The organism is Thiothrix sp. UBA5583 (assembly GCA_002425225.1).
Classification (GTDB): Bacteria; Pseudomonadota; Gammaproteobacteria; order Thiotrichales; family Thiotrichaceae; genus Thiothrix; species Thiothrix moscowensis.
In genome coordinates this window covers 47,335-70,865 of the sequence record DILV01000027.1, presented here as the reverse complement: position 1 = coordinate 70,865, position 23,531 = coordinate 47,335, and the positions used below count along the sequence as shown (strand labels likewise).

At 53.0% G+C, this 23,531-nt stretch carries 24 protein-coding genes and 1 tRNA gene; 8 read left to right on the top strand and 17 right to left on the bottom strand.

Annotated elements, in window-relative coordinates; genetic code table 11:
* Positions 1–45 precede the first annotated feature (45 nt).
* From B2U47_RS11120 to dapA, 3 genes are read right to left on the bottom strand one after another with little or no spacing between them, the layout of a single operon-like run.
* The gene (locus tag B2U47_RS11120; RefSeq protein WP_296675629.1) at positions 46–810 is read right to left on the bottom strand and encodes an MBL fold metallo-hydrolase; all 765 of its coding nucleotides are present in this window, start codon (positions 808–810) and stop codon (positions 46–48) included.
* Positions 810–1,916 (bottom strand): outer membrane protein assembly factor BamC, encoded by a 1,107-nt coding sequence (gene bamC / locus B2U47_RS11115; RefSeq protein WP_296675626.1) that lies wholly within the window; start codon positions 1,914–1,916, stop codon positions 810–812. Before bamC ends, B2U47_RS11120 begins: the two co-directional genes overlap by 1 nt.
* A gap of 28 nt (positions 1,917–1,944) precedes the next feature.
* On the bottom strand, positions 1,945–2,826 hold the full coding sequence (gene dapA, locus B2U47_RS11110) for a 4-hydroxy-tetrahydrodipicolinate synthase (RefSeq protein ID WP_296675624.1): 882 nt from the start codon (positions 2,824–2,826) through the stop codon (positions 1,945–1,947).
* Between the two features lie 111 nt (positions 2,827–2,937).
* On the opposite strand from dapA, the gene B2U47_RS11105 reads away from it, so the two are divergent.
* The 3 genes from B2U47_RS11105 to B2U47_RS11095 are packed head-to-tail and all read left to right on the top strand — an operon-like array spanning position 2,938 to position 5,476.
* Complete coding sequence (locus B2U47_RS11105) at positions 2,938–3,414, top strand: peroxiredoxin (RefSeq protein WP_296675621.1); 477 nt, start codon at positions 2,938–2,940, stop codon at positions 3,412–3,414.
* Positions 3,415–3,433: 19 nt separating this feature from the next.
* Positions 3,434–4,855, top strand: a complete 1,422-nt coding sequence (locus tag B2U47_RS11100) for a PhoH family protein (protein WP_296675618.1) — start codon at positions 3,434–3,436, stop codon at positions 4,853–4,855.
* 18 nt (positions 4,856–4,873) lie between these two features.
* On the top strand, positions 4,874–5,476 hold the full coding sequence (locus B2U47_RS11095) for a DedA family protein (protein ID WP_296675615.1): 603 nt from the start codon (positions 4,874–4,876) through the stop codon (positions 5,474–5,476).
* A 1-nt stretch (position 5,477) separates the two neighbouring features.
* Here the strand turns inward: B2U47_RS11095 and B2U47_RS11090 are convergent, their stop codons facing one another.
* Positions 5,478–6,368: a LysR family transcriptional regulator gene (locus B2U47_RS11090; RefSeq protein WP_296675612.1), complete on the bottom strand. Its 891-nt coding sequence runs from the start codon at positions 6,366–6,368 to the stop codon at positions 5,478–5,480.
* Positions 6,369–6,475: 107 nt separating this feature from the next.
* Here B2U47_RS11090 and B2U47_RS11085 point away from each other — a divergent pair, with 107 nt between their 5' ends.
* Genes B2U47_RS11085 through B2U47_RS11075 form a run of 3 tightly spaced genes read left to right on the top strand, consistent with a single transcriptional unit; the run spans position 6,476 to position 8,310 of the window.
* Positions 6,476–7,171 (top strand): pirin family protein, encoded by a 696-nt coding sequence (locus B2U47_RS11085; protein WP_296675610.1) that lies wholly within the window; start codon positions 6,476–6,478, stop codon positions 7,169–7,171.
* A 9-nt stretch (positions 7,172–7,180) separates the two neighbouring features.
* A complete protein-coding gene (locus tag B2U47_RS11080; protein WP_296675606.1) occupies positions 7,181–7,732 on the top strand; it encodes a cytochrome b in 552 nt (183 codons plus the stop codon).
* Positions 7,733–7,749: 17 nt separating this feature from the next.
* A complete protein-coding gene (locus tag B2U47_RS11075) occupies positions 7,750–8,310 on the top strand; it encodes a YceI family protein (protein WP_296675604.1) in 561 nt (186 codons plus the stop codon).
* A 113-nt stretch (positions 8,311–8,423) separates the two neighbouring features.
* Here the strand turns inward: B2U47_RS11075 and B2U47_RS11070 are convergent.
* Positions 8,424–8,499: transfer RNA gene (locus B2U47_RS11070), tRNA-Phe, on the bottom strand.
* Positions 8,500–8,657: 158 nt separating this feature from the next.
* Between B2U47_RS11070 and B2U47_RS11065 the strand changes: the two genes are divergently transcribed.
* Positions 8,658–9,854, top strand: a complete 1,197-nt coding sequence (locus B2U47_RS11065; protein ID WP_296675602.1) for a hypothetical protein — start codon at positions 8,658–8,660, stop codon at positions 9,852–9,854.
* Here B2U47_RS11065 and ppx read toward each other — a convergent pair.
* The 9 genes from ppx to B2U47_RS11020 all read right to left on the bottom strand — a co-directional run bounded on the left by ppx (position 9,851) and on the right by B2U47_RS11020 (position 21,290).
* Positions 9,851–11,332 carry an exopolyphosphatase gene (gene ppx / locus B2U47_RS11060; RefSeq protein ID WP_296675599.1) on the bottom strand — a complete coding sequence of 494 codons (1,482 nt, stop codon included), beginning with the start codon at positions 11,330–11,332 and terminating at the stop codon, positions 9,851–9,853. The genes B2U47_RS11065 and ppx overlap by 4 nt on opposite strands.
* Positions 11,333–11,406: 74 nt before the next feature.
* On the bottom strand, positions 11,407–11,790 hold the full coding sequence (locus B2U47_RS11055) for a RidA family protein (protein ID WP_296675597.1): 384 nt from the start codon (positions 11,788–11,790) through the stop codon (positions 11,407–11,409).
* The gene (locus B2U47_RS11050; RefSeq protein WP_296675592.1) at positions 11,783–13,696 is read right to left on the bottom strand and encodes a RelA/SpoT family protein; all 1,914 of its coding nucleotides are present in this window, start codon (positions 13,694–13,696) and stop codon (positions 11,783–11,785) included. The genes B2U47_RS11055 and B2U47_RS11050 overlap by 8 nt, the downstream gene beginning before the upstream one ends.
* 102 nt (positions 13,697–13,798) lie before the next feature.
* Entirely contained in the window at positions 13,799–14,017 is a 219-nt protein-coding gene (gene rpoZ, locus B2U47_RS11045; RefSeq protein WP_296675589.1) for a DNA-directed RNA polymerase subunit omega, read from the bottom strand.
* Positions 14,018–14,084: 67 nt separating this feature from the next.
* The gene (locus tag B2U47_RS11040; RefSeq protein ID WP_296675586.1) at positions 14,085–16,259 is read right to left on the bottom strand and encodes a 3'-5' exonuclease; all 2,175 of its coding nucleotides are present in this window, start codon (positions 16,257–16,259) and stop codon (positions 14,085–14,087) included.
* Entirely contained in the window at positions 16,256–16,630 is a 375-nt protein-coding gene (locus B2U47_RS11035) for a response regulator transcription factor (RefSeq protein WP_296675584.1), read from the bottom strand. The genes B2U47_RS11040 and B2U47_RS11035 overlap by 4 nt, the downstream gene beginning before the upstream one ends.
* A 19-nt stretch (positions 16,631–16,649) precedes the next feature.
* On the bottom strand, positions 16,650–19,367 hold the full coding sequence (locus B2U47_RS11030; protein WP_296675581.1) for a sensor histidine kinase: 2,718 nt from the start codon (positions 19,365–19,367) through the stop codon (positions 16,650–16,652).
* 3 nt (positions 19,368–19,370) lie between these two features.
* Positions 19,371–19,571 (bottom strand): hypothetical protein, encoded by a 201-nt coding sequence (locus B2U47_RS11025; protein WP_296675578.1) that lies wholly within the window; start codon positions 19,569–19,571, stop codon positions 19,371–19,373.
* A 27-nt stretch (positions 19,572–19,598) separates the two neighbouring features.
* Positions 19,599–21,290: an AAA family ATPase gene (locus B2U47_RS11020; RefSeq protein WP_296675577.1), complete on the bottom strand. Its 1,692-nt coding sequence runs from the start codon at positions 21,288–21,290 to the stop codon at positions 19,599–19,601.
* A 119-nt stretch (positions 21,291–21,409) separates the two neighbouring features.
* Between B2U47_RS11020 and B2U47_RS11015 the strand changes: the two genes are divergently transcribed.
* Positions 21,410–21,676: a toll/interleukin-1 receptor domain-containing protein gene (locus B2U47_RS11015; protein WP_296675574.1), complete on the top strand. Its 267-nt coding sequence runs from the start codon at positions 21,410–21,412 to the stop codon at positions 21,674–21,676.
* Positions 21,677–21,762: 86 nt separating this feature from the next.
* On the opposite strand, the gene B2U47_RS11010 is transcribed toward B2U47_RS11015, so the two are convergent.
* The 3 genes from B2U47_RS11010 to B2U47_RS11000 form a co-directional block, all read right to left on the bottom strand.
* The gene (locus B2U47_RS11010; RefSeq protein ID WP_296675572.1) at positions 21,763–22,251 is read right to left on the bottom strand and encodes a DUF3368 domain-containing protein; all 489 of its coding nucleotides are present in this window, start codon (positions 22,249–22,251) and stop codon (positions 21,763–21,765) included.
* The gene (locus tag B2U47_RS11005) at positions 22,248–22,574 is read right to left on the bottom strand and encodes a UPF0175 family protein (RefSeq protein ID WP_296675569.1); all 327 of its coding nucleotides are present in this window, start codon (positions 22,572–22,574) and stop codon (positions 22,248–22,250) included. The genes B2U47_RS11010 and B2U47_RS11005 overlap by 4 nt, the downstream gene beginning before the upstream one ends.
* A gap of 73 nt (positions 22,575–22,647) precedes the next feature.
* Complete coding sequence (locus tag B2U47_RS11000; protein WP_296675566.1) at positions 22,648–23,508, bottom strand: ATP-binding protein; 861 nt, start codon at positions 23,506–23,508, stop codon at positions 22,648–22,650.
* Between the last annotated feature and the right edge of the window lie 23 nt (positions 23,509–23,531).

The following is a 23,531-nucleotide window of genomic DNA, read 5'->3' as shown; positions in this document are numbered from 1 at the left end:
GACTTAGAGCCGTCAACTGTTTTTATGAAACTTTCTTGAAACTTTTTAGCAGACTTCGCACCAGCCAATGCCATCACGTTGATTTGCAAGCTGAATCCAGCCTTGCTCACAACCAGCTCCATTACACAAAGCCTGATGGGCATATTCGGGCAAATTGTTATTTTCGCTCAGATGCATCCCAATCAGGTGTTGTAAACCACCCAAATCAATCTGCTCCAGCAAATATGTGGATTGTTTATTGTCCAAATGACCGTAACGCCCGGCAACACGCGCTTTGAGTGACGGCGGGTAAGGCCCGTTGGCGAGCATGTTGGCATCGTAATTACATTCCAGCATCAAGGCATCCAGACGCTGTAACATCTGGATAATCAGCGGCGTGTGACTGCCAACATCCGTAAGGATACCCAAACGCCTATTTCCATCACTGAAGACGAACTGGCAGGGTTCACGGGCATCATGAGGAACCGGAAAGGGAGTAATGTGCAAGTCGTGCACATCCAATTCCTGATGTACATTAATGAAATGGGCACTGGCAAATTGGGTATCACGCATAGAGTGGTGCGTACCAACAGTTAACCATACAGGAAGATTATAACGGCGGGAAAGTCGACCAACGCCAGCAGCGTGATCACTGTGTTCGTGCGTAACCAGAATGGCAGTCAGTGATTGCGGCGGGCAGCCCAAACGGTGCAAGCGGCGCTCTGTTTCACCAAGGGTAAAACCACAATCAAGCAGAATCCGGGTTTTCCCGGATTCTATGAGCGTACCATTGCCTTTGCTGCCACTACCGAGTGAAGCAAAGCGCAGCATTAGCGTTCAAATTCGGCTTTCAGGCGCTCCAGCAAGCCGTTGGCAATCGCAGGATTCAAGGGGGAGCCATCCGCATCACCGACTGTAATGACGCTACGATTACCTGCATCAGCAATTTGTACCTGATAACGTGCCCCAATTTTTAGCACATCGCGGTCAGACTTGAACATGCGGGTAAAGAAACCCTGTTTTTCCTGATCGCGGGTATCACCCTGATAGGTGGCGACGTAAATACCCTGCTCACGTTGCTGGCCTTCAATACTTAAACCAATGCGACCGAGCATAATGCCTGTACGAATCCACACATCATTAGCACCACCACCCACCAGCAAGGCTGGCTGACCAGCATCCAGCTTGGTCATAGCGACCGGCACAGCAGTAAGTGTTGACTCTGGAATAGGGGCTGCGCTTTTCGCAGGATCGCCCCCCTGCATGAAAATCATCAGGCGATTGAGCATTTCACCTTCCAGCTCTGGTCTGGATGGGGCGTACTGCCATTTTGTACCCGTACCGCTGACAATCTCTTCAGCACGCTCATGGCTGAGGTATACATTGGTTACTTGTGCTGACGGACGCTCCAGACGCATTTTATAGCGGTCACGGCTGCCTGCGTCATACATACCTTCAAAGGCTTTGCCCAGCAGTTTGCGGATACCATCCAACGGGATTTCCGCCTTGTTTTCTGCCCAGTCAGTTTCCATGATGCCAACCCGTGGTTCATCACGCTTGAGATCGACACCCATGACACGCCAGAATTCCTGCAACTTTGGCCAAACAGCTTCCGCAGGCGCACTGACTTGCAACCAGCGCACATTACCATCCCGCATGATTTGCAGACCTGCATTGGCAGGCAATACGGCACGACTGTCGCTTTGCGCTGAACCTTGCGCCAGTGCCGAGGCACTAACCGCACTTCCCGGAATAACAGCGAACTTTGGATCGTAAGCAGGTGAATTCAAATCTGGCGGAACTTCCAGCGCATTAATGCTGCGGCTGTTTTTGTAATCGATCCGGTCGCCGACATCAAAATTCAGGGAACCACAAGCTGACAACACCAGCACAGAGCTGATGACCAAAGCCGAACGTGACAGATAGCGGATATTCATGGAATTCATTCTGTATACCGTTTAACAACTAACACTCAATGCCTGCCCTGCGCATAGCGGCTAGCACCCGTGGCTGAACAGCCTCGGAACATGCTACCAGCGGCAGACGGATGCCCTGTTCATCCCCATAACCCATACGGGCCAGCGCCCATTTGACTGGAATCGGGTTCGGTTCCAGGAACAGGTCTTTGTGCAAATCTTCCAGTGTGGCATTGATACGGCTTGCTGTATCACGATCGCCTGCCATTGCTGCTGCACACATCTCGTGCATGGCTTTGGGGGCAACGTTGGCAGTGACAGATATGTCACCCTTGCCACCCAGCAGGATCAGTTCCATTGCGGTGGCATCATCGCCGCTATACAAATCCATACGGTCGCCGCAGCGATCCAGTATGTCTTTGGCGCGTTCCAGATTGCCGGTTGCTTCCTTGATACCCACGATATTGGAAATGGAGGCCAGACGCTCTACAGTTTCCGGCAACAAATCACACGCTGTACGCCCTGGTACATTGTAGAGAATTTGCGGAATGGCAACCTGTTCAGCAATCAGTTTGTAATGCCGGTACAAGCCTTCCTGGGTTGGCTTGTTGTAGTAAGGCGTTACCAGCAGGCAGGCATCAGCCCCATCCTGCATGGCATACCGGGTCATTTCGACGGCTTCGGTGGTGCTATTGGAGCCTGTGCCCGCTATCACCGGAATTTTGCCGCCAACCAGATGAACCACACGTTTGATTACATGCCGGTGTTCCTCGTAAGACAAGGTTGCCGACTCGCCAGTAGTACCGACTGCCACAATGGCATCAGTGCCGTTTTCCAGATGAAAAGCCACCAGTGCTTCCAATGCTGCCTCATCAATGTCCCCGTTTGCTGTCATCGGGGTAATGAGTGCCACCATACTGCCGCGAAACATGTATTCCTCCAAAAAATAATTTGACAGCATACTACTGGCGCAGTTAATGAAACACAAGCACTACACGGAATGAGCGTGACTGCCACTTATCATGAAACAACAGGAGCCCGTATGACTACCCCCCATATTGACGAGATTGTTACCGATTTCAGCGCCCCGGCGACTTCCGGAAAAACCTTCCGCCTGTCTGAATTCAGAGACAAGTCCAAGGTTGTCCTCTATTTTTATCCCAAGGACAGCACCCCCGGATGCACGACAGAAGGGCAGGATTTTCGGGATGCCTATGCGCAGTTTCAGGCAGCAGATACCGAAGTGTTTGGTATTTCGCGTGACAGCCTGACTTCCCACGAAAACTTCAAGGCCAAACAGTCATTTCCATTCGAATTGTTGTCTGACAAGGATGAGGCCCTGAGTAACCTGTTCGATGTCATCAAACTGAAAAACATGTATGGCAAACAGGTACTCGGCATTGAGCGCAGCACCTTCCTGATTGACAAACAGGGCATCCTGCGCCATGAATGGAGAAAAGTTTCCGTCAAAGGTCATGTAGATGCCGTACTGGCAGCCGCGCAAGCCTTATCCGAATGACTACAATTACAGGAACAACATGAGCCCGGTACACGCCCCCCATACCCACGAAAAACGTCTGTTTGTCCTTGATACCAATGTGCTGATGCACGACCCCACTGCCCTGTTCCGCTTTCAGGAACATGACATTTTCCTACCGATGGTGGTGCTGGAAGAACTGGATCGCAGCAAAAAAGGAGTGTCGGAAGTGGCACGCAACGTGCGTCAGGTCAGCCGCTTTATGGACGACCTGATGACCGGGGTGGATGCAGCCTCGATCCATGAAGGTGTTTCATTGGTCGCTGATACGTTTGCGGGGAATGGTAAAGCCGCCAGCGGGCGTTTGCTGTTCCAGACAGAAGCCCTGAACCACCAGTTGCCACGCAATCTGCCTGGGGATTCCCCCGACAACAACATCCTCAGTGTTGCGCTGAGCCTGCGTGACAAATACCCGGAACATGATGTCATCCTGGTTTCCAAAGACATCAACCTGCGGATCAAAGCCACCATTGTCGGGCTGAAGGCAGAAGATTACTTCAATGACCAGGTGCTGGATGATGCCGACCTGTTGCCGACGGGTTTCCATGAGTTACCCCCTGATTTCTGGGAAAAGCATTCCAAAGAAATGAAATCGTGGCAGGAACAGGGACACACTTTCTACAAATTATCCGGTCCCATGACCAGCGAATGGCTGCCGGGGCATTTTATTGCCATGCCCGGTGATTCACCGTTTGAAGCGATTGTGCGCGAAAAAGCGCTTGATCATGCGGTTATCGAAACCATCCGTGATTATTCAGAGCCACGCCACAGCGTGTGGGGCATTACTGCTCGTAACCGTGAACAGAATTTCGCCCTTAACTTGCTGATGGATCCGGAAATCGACATTGTGACCCTGCTGGGTGCCGCAGGTACAGGTAAAACCCTGTTGACCCTGGCGGCAGGGCTGGCACAAACACTGGATGAACAGCTCTACAAGGAAATCATCATGACCCGCGTGACGGTGCCAGTGGGTGAAGACATCGGTTTCCTGCCCGGTACGGAAGAGGAAAAGATGACTCCGTGGATGGGGGCATTGATGGACAACCTTGAAGTGCTGACCCAACCCAGCAATGGCGGCAAATGGGGACGCACTGCCACGGATGAATTCCTGATGAGCAAGATCAAAATCCGCTCACTGAATTTCATGCGCGGGCGTACCTTCCTCAATCGCTTCATCATCATCGACGAAGCGCAAAACCTGACACCGAAGCAGATGAAAACCCTGATCACCCGTGCAGGCCCCGGAACCAAGGTGGTGTGTTTGGGCAATATAGCCCAAATTGATACGCCTTACTTGACGGAAACCTCATCTGGTCTAACCTACGTCGTTGACCGATTCAAAGGCTGGGAACACGGCGGACACGTCACCCTGCAACGTGGGGAACGTTCACGGCTGGCGGATTACGCTTCCGACCATTTGTAATTAACCAAGAGATTAATAATGCTACACGACGTGATTAATTGGATAGTGGAAGCTGTCCACGGCTGGGGTTATACCGGCATTTTTGTGATGATGTTTCTCGAATCCAGTTTCTTTCCCTTCCCCAGCGAAGTGGCAATGATCCCGGCAGGCTATCTGGCACACCAAGGAAAAATGGATATTTGGCTGGCGATTGCCGCCGGGATTGCAGGCAGCCTTGGCGGGGCGTTGTTCAATTACTGGCTGGCAGTAAAGTTTGGGCGACCGTTTCTGGTGCGTTACGGCAAATACGTGATGTTCAAGGAAGAAACATTGGAACGCATGGAACGGTTTTTTGCCAAACACGGGCATGTTTCCACGTTTACCGGGCGGTTGATTCCGGCAGTACGTCAGTACATTTCCTTGCCTGCTGGGTTGGCACGGATGAATATCCCGATGTTTTCATTTTACACCGGTCTGGGTGCGGGTTTGTGGGTGATGATTTTGGCCTTCCTCGGCTATTTCATTGGTGACAACCAGGCATTGCTCAAAGAAAACCTGACCAGTATTACGCTGGCAACCTTGGCGTTTGTCGCGGTAGTGATTATCGTGTATTACTTCTGGCAAAAACGCCGTCCGGCATAACTCACCCAACCTGCAATTCGTGGATGAGAAATTCCACCAACGCCCGCGTCTTTTCCGGCAGGAACTGGCGCGTGGGGTACAAGGCATAGACAGTCACAGAAGGTGCGGCGTAATTGGGTAATAGCCGCACCAACTCCCCGCTCAACAAAGCATCGTTCACTTCAAAATCAGGCAAATAGGCTACTCCGACCCCGGCAATTGCCGCTTGTTTCAACACTTCACCGTTATTGGCAAAGAATTGCCCACGTACTTGTACTGTGATCGGCTTGCCTTGGCTATCAAAAAATGCCCAACCTTCGCGCTGACTGACGTTGGTGTAAATCAAACCGCGATGTGTCGCGAGTTCCTGCGGGGTTTGAGGCATACCGTATTGGGCGAGATAAGCCGGGGAAGCTACCGCCTGCAAATAGGCATTTTCCAGCTTGCGGGCAACCAAGCCGGAATCATCCAGCGTGCCAATGCGGATGACGACATCGTATTCACCGCTGGCAACATCCACGTAAGCATCATCCAGATGCGTGGTGAGCTGGATGTTGGGGTGATGCTGCAAAAAACGCAGCAACAGTTTGCTCAGGCGCACTTTGCCGTAGGTCATCGGCATATTGATGCGTAACGTGCCGCTGAGTTTGCCTTGCAGGGCTTGCAAGTGCTGCTCAACCCGCCCAACTTCATCAAGGATGGCACGGCAATGCTGGTAGTAATACTGCCCAGCTTCGGTGACGGCAAGTTGGCGGGTATTGCGGGTCAGCAGGCGTGTTCCCAAATCCGTTTCCAGCAATTTCAGGCGTTTGCTGACAGCGGCTACGGTTAACCCCAGTTTATCGGCAGCTTCGGTGATGCTGCCTGCATCCACCACTGCCACGAATTGCTGCATGGATTCGAGTCGACTCATCTCAACTTTTAGTTAATAGTTATTTCACATTTAATATCTTCATTAACAAAATATCAAATCCTATACTTTCACTCAAGTAAACAGCAGTCACAGAAAGGAGGCTTCACATGGAAATTATCAGAGCGGATTCACGTGGTGCATTCAAAAATGAGTGGCTGGATAGCCGCCACAGCTTTTCGTTTGGCGAGTATTACGACCCGCAACGTATGGGCTTTTCCACCCTGCGAGTGATCAATGAGGATTGGGTGGCAGCTAAAGGCGGTTTTCCGATGCACGGGCATCGTGACATGGAAATCATCACCTACGTGCTGGCGGGTGCAGTGGCGCACAAGGATAGTCTGGGTAATGGCAGCACCATCCGCCCCGGTGAAGTGCAGCGCATGAGCGCCGGACGCGGGATTTTGCATTCGGAATTTAACCCCACCAGCGACGAAACCTTGCACTTGCTGCAAATATGGATTCAACCCAAATTCAGTGGCATCCAACCCGGCTATGCGCAGGAATATTTTCCTTTGGAAGAACGGCGTGGACGTTTGCAACTGGTTGCCTCTGAGGATGGTCGTGACGGTTCGTTGCGCATGAATACCGATGCCAGTTTGTATGCAAGTGTGTTGCAGGCAGGCGATGCGCTCAGTTATCAGAAACCCGCTGGACGGGCGGTTTATGTACATGTGGCACGTGGGGAAATGATACTGAATGGAGTGAACTTGCAGGCAGGCGATGCTGTGCAGATTCGGGATGAGGCGGAACTACTGATGACAACGGCAACGGATGCGGAGTTTCTGGTGTTTGATTTGCCGTAGGAGATGGCTATGCAGCTTGGAAATTCGGAAAAAACGTATGGTCTGGTGTCGATTGCACTGCACTGGATCATGGCGGTGGCGTTAATCGGGATGTATTTCAGTGGCGATTACATGGTCGGGCTGGAGTATTACGACGCGCTGTATCACACCCTGCCGAAATGGCACAAGGCAGCGGGGGTGATGCTGGGTGGTTTGGTGTTGGCACGACTGGCGTGGATGCATTCACAGCCGCGCCCACTACCGGCAGCTAGTCACGCACCGGACATCGCCCATCTGGCAGCAAAACTGGGGCATGTGGCATTGTATGGCTTGTTGCTGGTGATGCTGGTCAGCGGCTACCTGATTTCGACGGCAAAAGGGCATGGCATTAACGTGTTCGAGCTGTTTGAGTTGCCCGCGTTATTGCCGCAAAGCAAGGAACGTGGGGAACTGGCAGGTGAGATTCACGAAATTGCCGGGACTTTATTCATTTTACTGGTCGGCGTACATGCGCTGGCTGCTTTCATCCACCATTTCTATTGGAAAGACAACACCTTGACCCGTATGTTGGGCAAGGGCTAAACACAAAGGAGACAAACATGAAAAAGACAATTGCAACTTCACTGCTGGCATTGGGCTTGCTTTCAGGCACAGCGGCACACGCGGAAGATTACGTGATTGATACCGAAGGGATGCACGCTTTCATCCAGTTCCGCATCCAGCATCTGGGCTATAGCTGGCTGTACGGGCGTTTTGACAAATTCAGCGGCAATTTCAGCTACGACGAAAAGCAACCAGAAGCCGCCAAGATCGAAGTGACCATTGATACCACCAGCGTCAACTCCAACCATGCTGAGCGCGACAAGCACTTGCGCGGGGATGATTTCCTCAATGTGGAAAAATACCCGGAAGCCAAGTTTGTCAGCACCAAATACAGCGGCGGCAAGCTGGAAGGCAACCTCACCCTGAATGGCGTGACCAAGCCGCTTACCATTGATGTCAAGGAAATCGGCGCGGGCAAAGACCCTTGGGGTGGTTTCCGCCGTGGGTTTGAGGGTAGCACCAAGTTTGCACTGAAAGATTTCGACATCAAGAAAGACCTAGGGCCAGCTTCGCAGGAAGTGGAGATGATTTTGTCGGTTGAGGGAGTGAGGAAGTAATAAGCACTGACCCGCCCCTTCTGTCAGGAAAACTGCCTGGAGGGGTGTAAAGGTTGAGGCTTGCAGAAAGAAAGCCTGCTCTTGCAGGCTAAAGGGGGTAATCGAAAATACGGTGGTGGCCGGGGACGGAATCGAACCGCCGACACGGGGATTTTCAATCCCCTGCTCTACCAACTGAGCTACCCGGCCAACTGAGGGCGCTATTACAGCGTTTTGCCCGAGGGTTGTCAAGCACATTTGTTGCGTATCGGTGAATAGCGGTCAAACTGGGCATTTTGCCAGCGCAAAGTACATACGCTACTAAAAACACACTACAATTCCGGCATGATTCAATCACGTTGCTACACATGATACTGGCGTTATCCGGTTTGCCCATGATCCTGCTCGGGCTGCTTGCCGCAGTCGGGATATTTTTGTTCGCCCGCTGGCTGCCCCGCTTTCTGGCTCAGTTTGGCATGACGGGTGAAACGCGCCTGATCACCGTCATTGCTTTTGTTGGCCTGATGATTTTCGGCACGCTCAAGTTCTTCTGGAACCTGCACGAAGACAGCAATCCAGCAGAACCCACCCAGGCAAATGCCATCATTGACGAACCAACCGGCACACCCATCCAGCCCGCCCCCACGGAAATGGATGCCTTCGTTGCCCAGAACTACCCCAACCTGAATGCTTACCGCAGCAGCCTCAAACAACGGCTGGCTGAATTGCGAACCTTTTTCAAGGAAGTCAAACAATGGGCGGAAGCCTCTCCCACTCAAATCAAATTCCTCAACGACATCATCAATATCCGCTGGTCAGGCTTGGAAGCCTTGCGTGCCACTGACAAAGCCGTAGACCTGAGCCTGCGCGAATTCTGGATACACTACCAGACCGGGCAAAGCCGTTACGTTGCCAAGGTATTTGAGGAAGAATCCAACCTGCTGGTAGACAAGATCAAGGATGCGCAAGCCTTCGACAATACCTCTGACCAAGCGGAACAGGCAGAAATCGACCAGTTGCTGCTCGCTGCCCGTAAGCAACTGGAAAACACCGATATTCCCCGCGACCTGAAAAACCCGCGCATGGAACGTTATTTCGAGCCATATACCGAAAAAAACCGCCAGTTTTTGCTGCAATGGCTACAGAGTAAACAAGAACACACCCTGATCAGCAGCCTGCAAATCTTGCATGATAATCAGATCAAGATCGAGAACAGCCTGCGGCAGATTCATAATTATCTGGATGATGAAGCCAATTACGAGTTGGAAAAACCCATGCAGGAGATCATCCAGCGCTGGCAAACCGTTGGGCGCTATACCTTGTATGCCCAATACCAGATTCTGTATGCAGTGGAAGCCCAATACCTGATGGAAAAGCTGGCAAAACACGCAGCCCATCACCCCAATGCTGCCGTCAGCCAGCCGTCACGCGCTGCCCGCGACCTGTATGTGCGCTTGCAAGAAATGGCACCGCAACTTGCACGCCGTGCCCAGACCCGCCGTATCGAAGAAGCTGAGCAGAGCTACAGCCCTACCCTGTTTCTGCCCGCAGAAAAACGGCGTTAGAACACCAGTTCCATTTTCACTGCCCGCAAAAACGCCTGTTCACGCTCCAGATCGGCAGTCAGCAGCGGCTTGCGGCTGCGGATGTCATCCAGAAAACAGAGTTCCAGCCTGCTTTTGCCCAATTTGATGCGTTCAATACGCGGGGCAGCTTCCTTGTGGGAACGGTGCAATAATACCGCCAGCCGCAGCAATACGCTCAAATACAAGGCATTCTGGTAATCTTCCGCATCCAATAAATCAAACAGCCTAGAGGAAATTTTCTGCCGGTGGGTACGCACCAGCACACTCAACCAGCGTTGCTCTGCGGTGGAAAACCCCGGCAAATCGGCATTTTCCAGCAAATAAGCACCGTGTTTGTGGTAACTGCTGTGGGATACTGCCAGACCAACTTCGTGCAAATCAGCCGCCCAACCCAGCAAGGTATCCAGATGACCGGGCAGTTTCCAGTCATCACGGCAACGGTTAAACAGGCTGTGCGCAGTGCTTTTCACCGTCTCGGCATACATCTGGTCAACCTGAAAACGTTGCTGCCACAATTTAACGGTCTGGTCGCGCATGTCGTGATGCTGATAACGTTCCAGCCGGTCGTAGATCAGCCCTTCGCGCAACGCCCCATCCGACACTGACATGCGCTCGATTTTCAGGGCTTCAAACACTGCAATCAGCACCGCCAGCCCCCCGGCGAACACCGGCTTGCGCTCGTCGCTCAAACCCGGCAACTTGAGTTTATCGAGATGCCCAGCTTCGATCATCATTTCACGCACCCGGTACATGTGTTCCAGCGTAATGCCGTAAGGAGCCAGCCCGGTTTGCTGGATAACCTTTTTCACCGACCGGATCGTACCCGATGCACCGGTAGCAGACTCCCAGCCAATCGTGCGGTAGGATGCCTTGATCGGGCGCAATTCCAGCAAGGCTGCGGTAATGGCCTTGTCCCAGCAGGCTTTGCCCAGCTTGCCATCCGGGAAAAAGGCGCGGCTACTGCTGACACAGCCCATACGCAGGCTTTCCAGATGCACTGGCTCGAAACCCTGCCCGATGATCAGTTCGGTGCTACCCCCGCCAATATCCATCACAAAACGCTTGCCCTGCTGATCCTGCGCCAGGGAATGGGCAACCCCCAGATAAATCAGGCGGGCTTCTTCGCGACCACTGATAATGGCAATCGGATGCCCCAGTGCCGCTTCTGCCAGATGCAGGAATTCACGGGCATTTTTGGTCAGACGCAGGGTATTCGTACCCACCGCCGCCACATTTTCCGACGGAAAATCACGGAGACGCTCGCCGAAACGCCGCAAGCAATCCAGTGCCCGCTGCTGCGCCTCTTTTGACAGGTTGCCCTTGGCATCCAACCCGCCACCCAGCCGCACTGGCTCCCGCAGGCGATCCAGCACCGTGATAGCGTCATTGTCATCGACCTGCACCACAATCATGTGGAAACTGTTGGAACCAAGATCAATCGCAGCAAGCTGATACATGAGGGAGACACTCTTGCAAGCCCCCTCGCCCCATTGCCGGGGAAAGGGGTTCAAACGGGGGATTTACGGAAAAACTAGTCCAACACCATGATGCAATCGACCTCAACCTGCGCACTACGTGGCAGTGAAGCAACGCCAATGGCTGCACGAGCCGGGTAAGGCTCGACAAAAAACTCGGCCATTACCTGATTCACAACGGGAAAATTGACCAGATCGGTCAGAAACACATGCACTTTCACACAATCATTCAGTGAACCACCAGCAGCTTCCGCCACGGCTGCCAGATTGCGGAATACCTGGCGCACCTGTGCAGCGATGCCGCCTTCCACCATCTGCATGGTCTCGGGAACCAGTGGAATTTGCCCGGAAAGGTACACAGTATCGCCCACCTTCACAGCCTGGGAATACGTGCCGATGGCTTGCGGAGCATCGCTGGTGGAAATGATGGTCTTATTCATTGCTGTCCTTTTTCGTCGACTTGTAAACATTCAATACATTGGGGATGAGTTTTAGCTGACGAATGACTTCTTGTAAATGACTGGCATCATCAACCTGCAAGGTAAAAGCATCCTGCTTGATGCGCCCCTCGCCGATAATTTTCAGGTCGACGATGTTCACATCCAGACCATCCAGACTTTTGGTAATCTGACGCAACATACCTTTAACATCGCGCACGTCCACCACAATATTAGCAGACATTTTCTGCCCGGCCTCACGCTCGCCCCGCACCGGCAATTCCCCGTGCTGACGCAACCAGCTACGGATGGCAGAATGCGCCGAACTGGTCTTGACGAAATTCAACCATCCCAACTGTGGTCTGGCTGTTTTGCCCATGAGGATCCTGATGGTTGCCATATCGTTGGGAATACGGGTACGCAAGGGCATAGATTTGCCATCCACCAATGCCCCGACACAGCGATGCCCAACTTCGGTATGCACAGCATAGGCAAAATCCACCAAGGTCGCCCCACGTGGAAACTCCTTGACCTCACCCGCCGGGGTATAGGCATAAATTTCCGTCTGGAACATGTCAGCCTGCATGTCTGCATAAAACTCATCCGGGTTTTGCGCCTGACTGTCAAAGTCCTTGACCCGTTCCACCCAGGACTGGAAAACCGACTGGGTATATTCCGCTTTCTGAGAGGAACGCGCATCCGGGTAACGCCAGCAGGATGCCATACCGAACTGCGCCATGTGAAACATGTCGCGGGTCTGGATTTGGAAGCGGATTACCTGCCCATTTTTCGCCGTGACCGTGGTCTGCAATGCCTGAAAACCGAACGCACGCGGGGCTGCAATGAAATCCCGCACCGACCCCATACGCGGGCGGAACATCCCATGAATGACACCCATAGCCTGATAGCACTCACTGATTTCACCAACCTGCACGCTGATTTCCAGCAAGTCACACTGCTGACGGAATTTAACCCGTTTGCGACGGCATTGCTCGTATACCCGGAACAGGTTTTTGTCCCATTTCATGGTGTTACTGCGGGGAATGGCGGCTTGCAGAGCTTGTTCAATACTGTCGAACAGTTTCTGGTGCTCTGCTTCGTGCTCTGCCTGATAGGTGTCGAGGGCTTTTTGCAGGATCTGGCTACGCCAAGCATACAGGTTCTGGAACACCAGCCATTGCAACTTGCGGCGAATGTCATTCATCCCCAGACGGCGTGCCAGTGCCACATAGGTGGTGGCAGTTTCATGGGCAATGCGTCGCCGTTTTTCCGGGGGCATATTCCCCAAGGTTTGCATGTTGTGCAAACGATCCGCCAACTTGATTAGCACTACCCGGAAATCCTTGGTCATGGCCTGCATCATCTTGTGGAAACTGGCGATGGTGACGGCTTCCTTGGTGGGCAGCTCGTCATTGCGCTTGAGTTTGGTGACACCCTCCACCAGTACCGCGACCGTTTCACCAAACTTGTCGGCTATTTCTTCACGCGGGCAAGTGGTATCTTCCAGCACATCATGCAACAAGGCAGCACACAGAGTATCTTCATCCAGATACAACTGGGCGAGATTGTGGGCAACTTCCAGTGGGTGGGTAATATAGGGTGTCACCTTGTCGGCACGCAGTGCACCATCGTGCTTTTCCGCCGCCATCAGAAATGCATCGTAGACCTTGTTGGTTCCAGCCTCGCTCATGTAGCGCTCAACCAAGCGCATCAGATCAGCCGCACGGAAAGCACTCTGTGGCTTGGGCACTGGCTGTTTTTCAGGGGGTTGAGGAGCAGTCGGGGTAGGCATTACCTGTTGATCCTGTTCACCATTGTCCGTGCTGTCACGGTTATTCCCGGCAGAAAACGCACCAGCACCACCATCAGCGGCAGCAAATGACCCGATGTAGCTGTTATCTTCCGACATAATGACCTCCTCACTGGACAACGCAAGGGCGGCGAGCGACAAAAACCCACAATGAAAAAGCCCGCCGGAGAGCGAATCTCAGGCGGGCATTTTCAGCGTGATTTAGTCATGCAGGGAAAAAGTGGAAATCACCACTGGCTTCTGACTCAATAGCCCTTCAGCGATTTCGCGCAGGGCAATCACCGTGGGCTTGTCGCCCTCTTCCGCCACCAATGGTTGCGCACCGTGGGAAATGTCACGGGCGCGTTTGGCAGCCTTCAATACCAGTTCAAAATTGTTATCCACATGCTGCAAGCAGTCTTCAACCGTAATACGTGCCATCTTTCAATTTCGCTCAGCAATATAATCAATAGACTAAACTAAGCCGAATTATATCCGAGGTCAACCCTTAATATTTCAAACGGGCGTAATACGTTTTCTGGGCGGCTTCCCGCGCTTGCCCCAAGGTGAAGATGCCTTTCTCTGCCAGCAGCGGAATCAGTCGCAGGAAGACTTCCGCCGTCGCCATCGCATCCCCCAATGCGGTGTGCCGCCCGAGAATATTGATGTTGAAACGTTCGGTAATCGCTTCCAGCCGGTGTGATTCCTGATTGGGGTGGACAACGGCAGACAACAGCAAGGTATCCATGACCGGGTTGTCAAACACCAGCCCAGTGACTTTTTCCTTCACCTGCAAGCAGCGCATGTCGAAAGCCGCATTGTGCGCGACCAGCACGGTATCCTGAGTAAACTGGTGGAACGCAGGCAGTACCTTATCAATAGTTGGTTGCCCTTTCACCATGTCGGGAGTAATGCCGTGGATGGGGATGGTATGCGCGGGGATATTGCGTTTTGGATCAACAAACTGATCGAAACTTTCATGGCGCAGCAGCTTGCCGTTGACAATGCGCACCGCCGCAATCTGGATGATTTCGTCGCCGTTGGCAGGGTCAAGCCCGGTGGTTTCGGTATCGAATACGGTGAATGACAGTTCGCTGAGTTTGCTATCTTCCAGTGAGCGGGTTTGTGCGGAACTCTGGAACAGGTCGAAATCGTAGTATTCTGGGCGACTTTCATTGCGCACCACACTGGCGGTTTCCAGGTGTTCCTGCGGGGCTGCCAGTGGCAACAGGAAGCGGAAAAATACCGTGCCGCCTTCGGATTCACGCCCAAACCAGAATGCTCCACCGTGGCGTTCCACCACGTCCTGAATGGTGAGGGACGTGTCTTCGCCACCGGAACGCATCGGGTCGGTTTCCCAACCGGGAATCACTTCCGTGGTGGCTTTATCCGCAGAAGGTTGCCAGCACAAATCCAGTTGCGCCCGACCATCACCCATGCCCAGACGTAATTGCAGGGTGGTAATCACGCATTCCTGCTTAAGGCGTTCCGCAAGGTAGGACAGCGCTTGCAGCAGTGAGAAACTTTCCACCTTCAGCCACAGGGAATCATCTACCTGATTAGCAACGGCAGACAAGTTGTCGATGGTTTCGATACGGCGAATCGCTGCGGCTACCAAATCCGCCCCTAGCATGTCTTCCAGCGGCCAGCGCAATACCGTGCCATCCACAGCGGAAGACTTGATTTCGCGCAGGCGTGTGCCCAGTCCTTCGGTTTCTTCGCGCAGCACTTTCAGCAAGCGTTCGTGCATGTCGGGTTCGAGATCGGGGTATTCGAGTACATCGAGTGCTGCCTGCATATTGGCAAGCGCCGCGCGACTGCGTTCGGTCAGGGTGTGCAAGATGCTGTCCTGACGCGCTTGTGCCTCAAATTCGCGGGTAATATTGTCGAGCATCAGCACAAAACCGGTCATTTTCGCTGGTTCATTGCCTTCCTGCGGCGAACGCACCGGTGCCATTTGCGCCCGCAACAACTGACCCGACGGGGTAGTGGTGATGAATTGCGCGGAAGGCGCAGCCGCACCGCGTTGCAAACGGTGCTGGATGTTTTCCAGCGCGTGTGCCACCAATTTACGGTCAAACACACCGTAAACCGAACGCCCCAAACCGATCAGTTCTGTGCCACCGATAGCGCCAGGGGCTTGCGATAGCTTGCGGAACTGCATTCGTGCCCGGTTGTTATACAGCAAAATGCGCCCGTCAAGGTTGCACACCACCACGCTTTTGGTCAGTTCCGACATGAGCGCGGCGAGACGGTTTTTTTCCTGCTCGGTATTGTGGGCAGCTTCAGCAACCCGCTCATCCATTTCGTTGCGCAGGGCTTCACGCTGTTGCACCAACTGATTGAACAAGTCAGTCAGGCGGCGGTTTTCAATACTGCCGGAGGGAACAAGCTGACGTTTGACATCAGTTCCCAGCAGAACCTGGGCTTCTTCAGCCAACCGTGCCGGGGCAGTCATGAAATAAGCCACCAACCAACGCAAGGCGGAACCAACCGCAAACAGGGATACACCCCACATCCCCAACAGCAGCACAATGCGCTCACCCACGGTATCTTTCAGGATGGTGCGCCCATTCTCGTCCAAGGTTGACCAGATCAAACCGCCAGTAGCACCCAACCACAGCAAACAGATCACGCCAATAATGGCAACGCCAATGGCGACACGTTTATCAAAGCGTCTCATGCCGCAGCCCCCAGCATCTCACGGACTTTCTGCACCAGTTCCTTGGTGGAAAACGGCTTGATCATGTAAGCATTCGCCCCCATTGCCAGCCCTTTGGCGACATCGGTATCACGCCCTTTGGCAGTCAACAACAAGATCGGGGTATTTTTGAAATCGACATGGGCGCGAACTTCGTGGCAGACATCGAAGCCGGTCTTTTTCGGCATCATCACATCCAGCAGCAACAAATCCGGGCGTTCCGTCATAATCAGGTCGCAGGCTTCCTGCCCATCGTGCGCCAGCAGCACGCGATAACCTTCGCGCTTCATCAGAAATTCGAGTGAGATCAGGATGTTGGGTTCATCATCCGCGATCAGTACGGTTTTAGTCATGTTATTCTCCTCTCTGTTGTTATCTCGGCAAGAAAAAGCCGAAGCACGCTCCTCCGCCTGCTTCGGATTCCAGCCACATTCGTCCGCCGAAATGTTCCACGATTTCGCGGCTAATGGGCAAGCCTAATCCTGTGCCTTGCTGTGAGCCGGAAGCATTATCCACTTGCCGGAATTTTTCAAACACCAAAGCGTGCTTGTCGGCTGGAATGCCGACACCATTGTCTGTCACCGTGACCGTAACGCCTGCGGCGCTGTCCTGCAAGCACACTGCAATCCTGCCAGCCTGTGCCGGGACAAATTTCATGGCATTGGACAGCAAATTCAGCATGACCTGCACCAGCCGGTCATGATCTGCCCGCACTGGCATCACCTGTTCCGGCAATTGCGTATCCAGCGTAATGCTGCGTTCGCGGCAGGTGGCTGCCACGCTATTCACCGCTTGCTGCACCACATCTGCCATGTCGACCTCGGTTTCATGCCAGTCGACGTGACCGGATTCAATTTTTGCCATGTCCAACACCTGATTGACCAGACGGCTGAGGCGTTCGGCTTCTGCCACCACGATGCCAAGGAATTGCTGGCGCTGTTCAACTTCCATTTCCGGGTCGTCCTGCATCAGTTCGGTCAGGGCTCGGATCGAGGTCAGCGGGGTACGCAATTCATGGGTAACGGATGACATGAATTCGTCTTTCAACCGGTCAAGGCTTTTCAGCTTGTCATTGGCTGCCCGCAATTCATCGGTTGCCAATTGCAGGGAATGCGATTTTTCCTCCAGTGCTTGCGAATAGGCGCGTAATTGCGATGCCTCCTCCAGAATGCGCATCACATCGTCGAGTTCCAGCACCTCCTCCTCCACCACGGAAGCCACCATCACCCGCGCCGACGCGCTGCCAATTGCGCCAGTCAGTTGCGTTTCTACGAAGTGTACCAGTTTGGCGTCAGCCGGTATTTGCCCTATATCATGAACACCCACTTGGCGGGCGTAATTGCTGAACAAATTTTGTGCTTTTTCGCGCCCCAGAAAACGCTCGGTCAGGTGCAATAAATCGGTGACTTTGGCTTGCCCCTGCCAGAATACCGGGTGGGCAGCATGGGTGCGCTGGAAGACATCGACAAACAGCAATGCTTGGCTGGCTTCGCGGGCGCTGGGGCGATGCCATAATGACACCAGCACGTAAACACTGATATTCGCAAACAAGCTCCAGAACAGCGAATGGGTAATGCTATCCAACCCACTCAAGCCCAGCAGCGCTTCCGGTTTCAGCAGCGCAATCCCGAACAAGCCGTGTTGCAGGAAATCCGCCGACATCCAGCCCGATTTTGCCAGCGACGGCAGCATCAGCGTGTATGCCCACAGCAGAAAGCCTGCCAGCAAGCCTGCGAGTGCGCCGTTACGGGTCGCACCTTTCCAGTACATGCCGCCCAGCATTGCCGGGGCAAATTGCGCTACTGCTGCAAAGCTGATTAAACCGATGCTGACCAAGGCGTAGGCTTCACCTGCCAAATGGAAATACAGATAGCCCAGCAGCAAAATCACAATGATAGCCATGCGGCGAATGCGCAGCAGCACTTGGGTCAGATCACCGCCGGAACGCTCGCCGAAACGCCGGGTACGCAACAGCAAAGGCATCACCAGATCGTTGCACACCATCGTTGATACCGCGATGGCTTCCACGATTACCATGCCGGTGGCTGCTGATACTCCGCCGACAAATGCCAGTAGTGCTAAGGTGTTTTGCCCTTGCGCCAGCGGCAACGACAGGATGAAAGTTTCCGGGTTGACTGTTCCCACCCCAAAATACAGCAAACCACCCAAGGCAATCGGCAACACAAACAGGTTGATCAACAACAAATACAACGGGAACACCCACACCGCGCGGCGCAAATGGCGTTCATCGACATTTTCCACCACCATCACCTGAAACTGGCGTGGCAGGAAAATCACCGAAAGCATCGCCAGCAAGGTCAAAGTAAACCATTGCGTATACACAAATGGCTGCTGCCCTTGGTCAAAGGTCAACAGTTTGCGCAAGTGTTCAGCATTCAATGCTTGCCCGAAAATATCGCCAATGCCATTGAACATGCCATACGTAACAAACAGCCCGACCAGCAGGAATGCCAACAATTTCACCACTGACTCAAACGCAATGGCTGCCACCATGCCCTCGTGGCGTTCACTGCTATCCAAATGGCGCGTGCCGAACATAATGGTGAAACCCGCCAGTGCCAGCGCGATGTACAGGGTGCTATCCGCCCACCAATCGGTCGGCGTGGCGAGTTTCTCACCGAGTGGCAGGGTCAGCACCGCATAACCACTGGCAATCGCTTTCAGTTGCAAGGCAATGTAAGGCACGATCCCCACCACCGTAATCAGCGTGACCAGCCCCGCCAGCAATGGGCTTTTACCGTAACGGCTGGCAATAAAATCAGCGATTGAAGTAATCCGGTAGGTTTTGGCAATGCGGATCATCTTGCGCACCACCAACCAGGCCAGCACCATTGCCAACATCGGCCCCAGATAAATCGGTAGAAACCACACCCCGCCACTGGCAGCCCGCCCGATACTGCCGAAATACGTCCACGCCGTGCAATACACCGCGATGGAAAGCGCGTACACCCACGGGTTGGCAATCACCGAACGCCCGACTTCCGCACGTTTATCCGCCAGATACGCCACCGCAAACAGACTTAACAGATAGGCAAAGGTAACACCGATAACCAGCACGGGTGACAACATGGCTTAATCCTCACCCGTTTCCATGATCAGTGCCAGCAGCACAATCAGCACCGCCCACACCGTAAACAAGCCCAGCGGAAACAGCGGAATGCCCCATACCTGCACGTTGTGATTCCACAATGCCAACAGCGGAAAGTTGAGGAAAGCAACCCCGGCGGCAAACAGAGCCAACAAGCGTTGCGTGGTCATGCTGCTTTTTAACATCTTGTTCCTCCTTATTGGATGGTTGAATCAGATTGCGATCACTTCCACCCGCTCACTATCCGTCAGCATCAGCCACGCACGAAGCTTCGGCAAGGCGGTAATCGCAGACAATTGTAAATAACCTTGCACCTGCGCAATTCCTTCCTGCTTTTTGGCTTCCCAACCGGCTGCACCATCGCCTTTTTTGGCGTATTTCAGCTCAATCAAATGCTGGTGTTTGACCGCAAATGGGCTACGTTCCAGTAACAATACGTCGGGGTATTTCTTGTCCATTTCGCGTTCGCTATGGATGAAATAAATCGGAAATTGGTACAGCAGCGTCAACAGCAGGGTTTTGATGTGCTTTTCATCCAGCTTGATCAGGTCGCGGTTGGAAAGCCCTGCCAATACCTGCTGCATTTCCACTGCCAAGGGTTGCAAATCACCTTGCAATGCCAGTGTTTCAATCGCCACAGGGAGCGTTTGGTTGGACAGTTTCAGTTGGTTGCGTTGTTCCAGTTCCACCTTGAAATACTGGAAATACAGTTCGCGAATGACGTGGTTAGGAATAGCAAAACGGGTCTGGGTCATGGTTTCACCACTGATGGTGACAAAGCCCATATACGCCAACAAGCTGATGAAATCGTTGCGGTCGAAGTGTTTATCCAGCTCAAATTTGCGTTGCTGTACTGCCAACACGTCACCGTTATTGATCAAATCGTCCAGCACCTGATAATTGGCATCACGGTCGCCAATCTGGAATAACGCCATGATCTTGCGGTAATCGGAGGCAATATTCTCATCCAGCATCCGTTTAGGGTAGGTGCAGTGTTGACGGTTAAACTCCATCACAAAGTACAACACCATATCCGAATTGAAGACGGTTTCAGCAGCCTCTGGATGAAAACGGTAGCCGTTGTACCAGTCGGTGACATCCGTCATCACTGCCTCGGTATTTAGCCCACATTGCACTGCAACAGGGTCAATCAGGCTGTGCGTTTCCTCATGGGTAAAGCCCATCGCCGCATTGAAACCGACGTGAATGGAAAGGTTTTTAGCAATATTGAAACCGCTGGTGAGGCTATCCAACATCAAGGGCGTAACACCGGTAACAAACAGTCGGTCTAACACGCCCGTCATGGTGGCACTTTTCAGCACTTCGTAGAAGCTGCGCACGAAACCGCCCTTGCCCATGATGCTTTGGAATAATGAGAGGTCTTCCGCCAGCAAGGTGTTGGCGAAATGGTCGTATTCGTCGATCAGCAGCAGGATTTTTTGCCCCGCCATTTTCACCGCTTCAAAGAAAATACGGATTTTTTCTTCAGGTGCAGCTTTTCCTGAAATACGGGCAAATACCTCAGGCGCGTAGCCATAACGGTGTAAAAAGTCCCCCAGACTGGTATTGACCGAAGCAGCGAAACCGTCATATACCCGTTCGGGGGTAGCTGTGGCAATCCCACTGAAATCCATCAGCAGTACCTGATAGCTGTTTTTCAGTGGCGTGGGGCATTGCCCAATGTGCAGCTTGCCAAACAGTGCCTCAAATTCATGCTGATGCGCCATATCGTAATAGTGCCACAGCATCGACACAAACAGGCTTTTCCCAAAGCGGCGCGGGCGCAACAGAAAATGGTAGCTGCCTGCGGTTTCCAGTTGGGCAATGTAGGCGGTCTTGTCGATATAGACATAACCACCCGTAATGACTTTTTTGAAATTGCTTTCGCCGTAGGGGATTTTCATGCTGTTGCTATCCGTCAGATGACTGTGTTTACAGTGTAGCGGATTCTAGCACCTTACTGGACTTTACAACCCATTGCGGCTATAAAAACAGCCATCCCCAACCACACAAGCGCTTGCTTGTGGCACTCGTTTTCCTCAGCCATTCCAGCAAAGACAAGGCGGAAGCACTCCAGCTCATGCATTGGCTGGAAAGCCACGGCTTTGAATCGCTGTTCCTCGATTCTGACGCACGGCATGGCATTGCGGCGGGCAGCGAGTGGGAAAAAGAGCTGTACCGTGAAATCCAGCGTAGCCACGCGCTGATTTGCCTACTGAGTGATCATTGGCTGGCTTCGCAGTGGTGCGGGTTTGAATTCATGCAGGTGCGGGCAAATCCTCACTGCTGAAAGAACTGGAGTGATTGCCTGAACCTGGCTTCGACTGTGCTCAGCCAGCGCACGTGCCGTTGCCTGAGCGCAGTCGAAAACAACCATCATTCCCCCGCCAATTCCTTGGCACGCCGCACCAACTCCGGCGTAAGCCGATAATCACATGCCAGCATGTTATCCAACAAACCGCTGACCTGCGGGATCAACTGCGCCTGTTTCGCTTTGAGCAACAAACCGACCGTACCCAATACCTCAAGGTGTTCCTGTTTGGCGGCTAACCTGCCACGCCGCTCATCCAGCAACACCGGGCAACCCGCCTGCTTTGCCAATGAAATGGCTTGGGTTTCACCTTCGTCCAAGCCATGATCCAGATAAGCAGGATCATGCGGGTCAAGATCAGGACACACCTTGACATACTGTGCAACAAATTCCCTAATGCGCTTGGCATCCTGTCGATGTACCAACACGGTGGACTCCAGCAAAACCGTTTCGGGTATCCGCACTTCCGAATAAAGCTGGCGCAACAAGTGCAAGTGATCGAGTTTGGACAGAATGACGAGCGGCCCGGTATCCGCAACAATCAGCACACTCACAGGCTGGCAACCCGTAGTTCATCTTCCAGATCCTCTGGCGGATAATCGACGACTGGTATCCCCTCCCGACTCAGGTGTTCGATGAACAACACGTAAGACATTCCGGCGACTTTGGCAGCTTTCCCCAAAGACAAAATACCTTCCTTGAACAAATATTCCGCCATAGCCACCTGCACCCCTTTGCCCAATACGGCATCGGTAAACGGCAAGGCGACCAGAATCGGCGCACCGCGTTTGGTAATCAGGGAAAGCCGCCCTGCTTCCGCCTCACGGCTCAATTCACCGCTACGTTCGCGCAAATCACGGATGGAAAAGGTTTGCATAATAGATTTCCCGTTTTCAATGTTACCCATAATGGTAGCACATACCAGACCACCTGACTAAAAGCCACTGTGTTTAGCAACACCCTTCAGGCATCAAGTATCTGTCCATCCCCTTCAAAAACGTAACAACCGGAATCACCTTAATCCCATCCACCTCCAGCACATCATCACCGCCATACAGCAGATACGGCGTCACTTGCGGATAATCTTCACGGAAACTTTTCAGCCCGCTCAAGTGTTTGCTGGAAACCTGCCGAGTGCGTTTGACCTCAAGCGCATAAAACCCATGTTCGCCGTAGCAGACAATATCCACCTCAATCCCAGTCGCCGTGCGCCAGAATGACAGGTCATAGCTCCAGTCACGGTAGGCATTCATGGCGCGAATTTCCTGCAACACCAGCGATTCCAAACACACGCCTTCCAGTTCTTCCGGGCTATCCAGTACCCCCTTGGGGCGTACATGGTAATAAATGCCGGTGTCAAACAGATCAAACTTGCGGTGCTGGGTCAGTTTGCGTTTGGCGCGTTTGCTGAAGACCGGCAGGCGGTAGGCAATCAACAAATCTTCGAGGATGGTGAAATAGTTTTCCGCCACCTTGCGGTTGATATTGGCTTCGCGTGCCACTTCAGTGATGTTCAGCGATTCGCCTTGGGAAAAACTGGCGACTTCCAGAAAGCGGCTGAAGGCGCCGATATTGCGGGTCAAGCCTTCTTGCTGCACCTCCTGCTCCAAATAGGTTTGAAGGTAGGCTTGCAAGTAGTGTTTGGGATTCTCTTCGCTGAATACCGACGGTAGCATCCCGTAGCGCAAGGCTCGCTCCAGCACAAAATCACTGCCCACTTCCTGCACCGTCAGCGGGAAAAAGTGGTATTGCAAAGCACGCCCCGTCGGCTGTACATCTGCATCACCGTAAAATGGAGTTCGTAACGCCATTTTATAATGTTTTTTGGCGTTAG

Bases quoted from the DNA above. Each gene is read 5' to 3' on its own strand.
- B2U47_RS11120 (WP_296675629.1), bottom strand. From the start codon at position 810: ATGCTGCGCTTTGCTTCACTCGGTAGTGGCAGCAAAGGCAATGGTACG.
- bamC (WP_296675626.1), bottom strand. From the start codon at position 1,916: ATGAATATCCGCTATCTGTCACGTTCGGCTTTGGTCATCAGCTCTGTG.
- dapA (WP_296675624.1), bottom strand. From the start codon at position 2,826: ATGTTTCGCGGCAGTATGGTGGCACTCATTACCCCGATGACAGCAAAC.
- B2U47_RS11105 (WP_296675621.1), top strand. From the start codon at position 2,938: ATGACTACCCCCCATATTGACGAGATTGTTACCGATTTCAGCGCCCCG.
- B2U47_RS11100 (WP_296675618.1), top strand. From the start codon at position 3,434: ATGAGCCCGGTACACGCCCCCCATACCCACGAAAAACGTCTGTTTGTC.
- B2U47_RS11095 (WP_296675615.1), top strand. From the start codon at position 4,874: ATGCTACACGACGTGATTAATTGGATAGTGGAAGCTGTCCACGGCTGG.
- B2U47_RS11090 (WP_296675612.1), bottom strand. From the start codon at position 6,368: ATGAGTCGACTCGAATCCATGCAGCAATTCGTGGCAGTGGTGGATGCA.
- B2U47_RS11085 (WP_296675610.1), top strand. From the start codon at position 6,476: ATGGAAATTATCAGAGCGGATTCACGTGGTGCATTCAAAAATGAGTGG.
- B2U47_RS11080 (WP_296675606.1), top strand. From the start codon at position 7,181: ATGCAGCTTGGAAATTCGGAAAAAACGTATGGTCTGGTGTCGATTGCA.
- B2U47_RS11075 (WP_296675604.1), top strand. From the start codon at position 7,750: ATGAAAAAGACAATTGCAACTTCACTGCTGGCATTGGGCTTGCTTTCA.
- B2U47_RS11065 (WP_296675602.1), top strand. From the start codon at position 8,658: ATGATACTGGCGTTATCCGGTTTGCCCATGATCCTGCTCGGGCTGCTT.
- ppx (WP_296675599.1), bottom strand. From the start codon at position 11,332: ATGTATCAGCTTGCTGCGATTGATCTTGGTTCCAACAGTTTCCACATG.
- B2U47_RS11055 (WP_296675597.1), bottom strand. From the start codon at position 11,790: ATGAATAAGACCATCATTTCCACCAGCGATGCTCCGCAAGCCATCGGC.
- B2U47_RS11050 (WP_296675592.1), bottom strand. From the start codon at position 13,696: ATGTCGGAAGATAACAGCTACATCGGGTCATTTGCTGCCGCTGATGGT.
- rpoZ (WP_296675589.1), bottom strand. From the start codon at position 14,017: ATGGCACGTATTACGGTTGAAGACTGCTTGCAGCATGTGGATAACAAT.
- B2U47_RS11040 (WP_296675586.1), bottom strand. From the start codon at position 16,259: ATGAGACGCTTTGATAAACGTGTCGCCATTGGCGTTGCCATTATTGGC.
- B2U47_RS11035 (WP_296675584.1), bottom strand. From the start codon at position 16,630: ATGACTAAAACCGTACTGATCGCGGATGATGAACCCAACATCCTGATC.
- B2U47_RS11030 (WP_296675581.1), bottom strand. From the start codon at position 19,367: ATGTTGTCACCCGTGCTGGTTATCGGTGTTACCTTTGCCTATCTGTTA.
- B2U47_RS11025 (WP_296675578.1), bottom strand. From the start codon at position 19,571: ATGTTAAAAAGCAGCATGACCACGCAACGCTTGTTGGCTCTGTTTGCC.
- B2U47_RS11020 (WP_296675577.1), bottom strand. From the start codon at position 21,290: ATGAAAATCCCCTACGGCGAAAGCAATTTCAAAAAAGTCATTACGGGT.
- B2U47_RS11005 (WP_296675569.1), bottom strand. From the start codon at position 22,574: ATGCAAACCTTTTCCATCCGTGATTTGCGCGAACGTAGCGGTGAATTG.
- B2U47_RS11000 (WP_296675566.1), bottom strand. From the start codon at position 23,508: ATGGCGTTACGAACTCCATTTTACGGTGATGCAGATGTACAGCCGACG.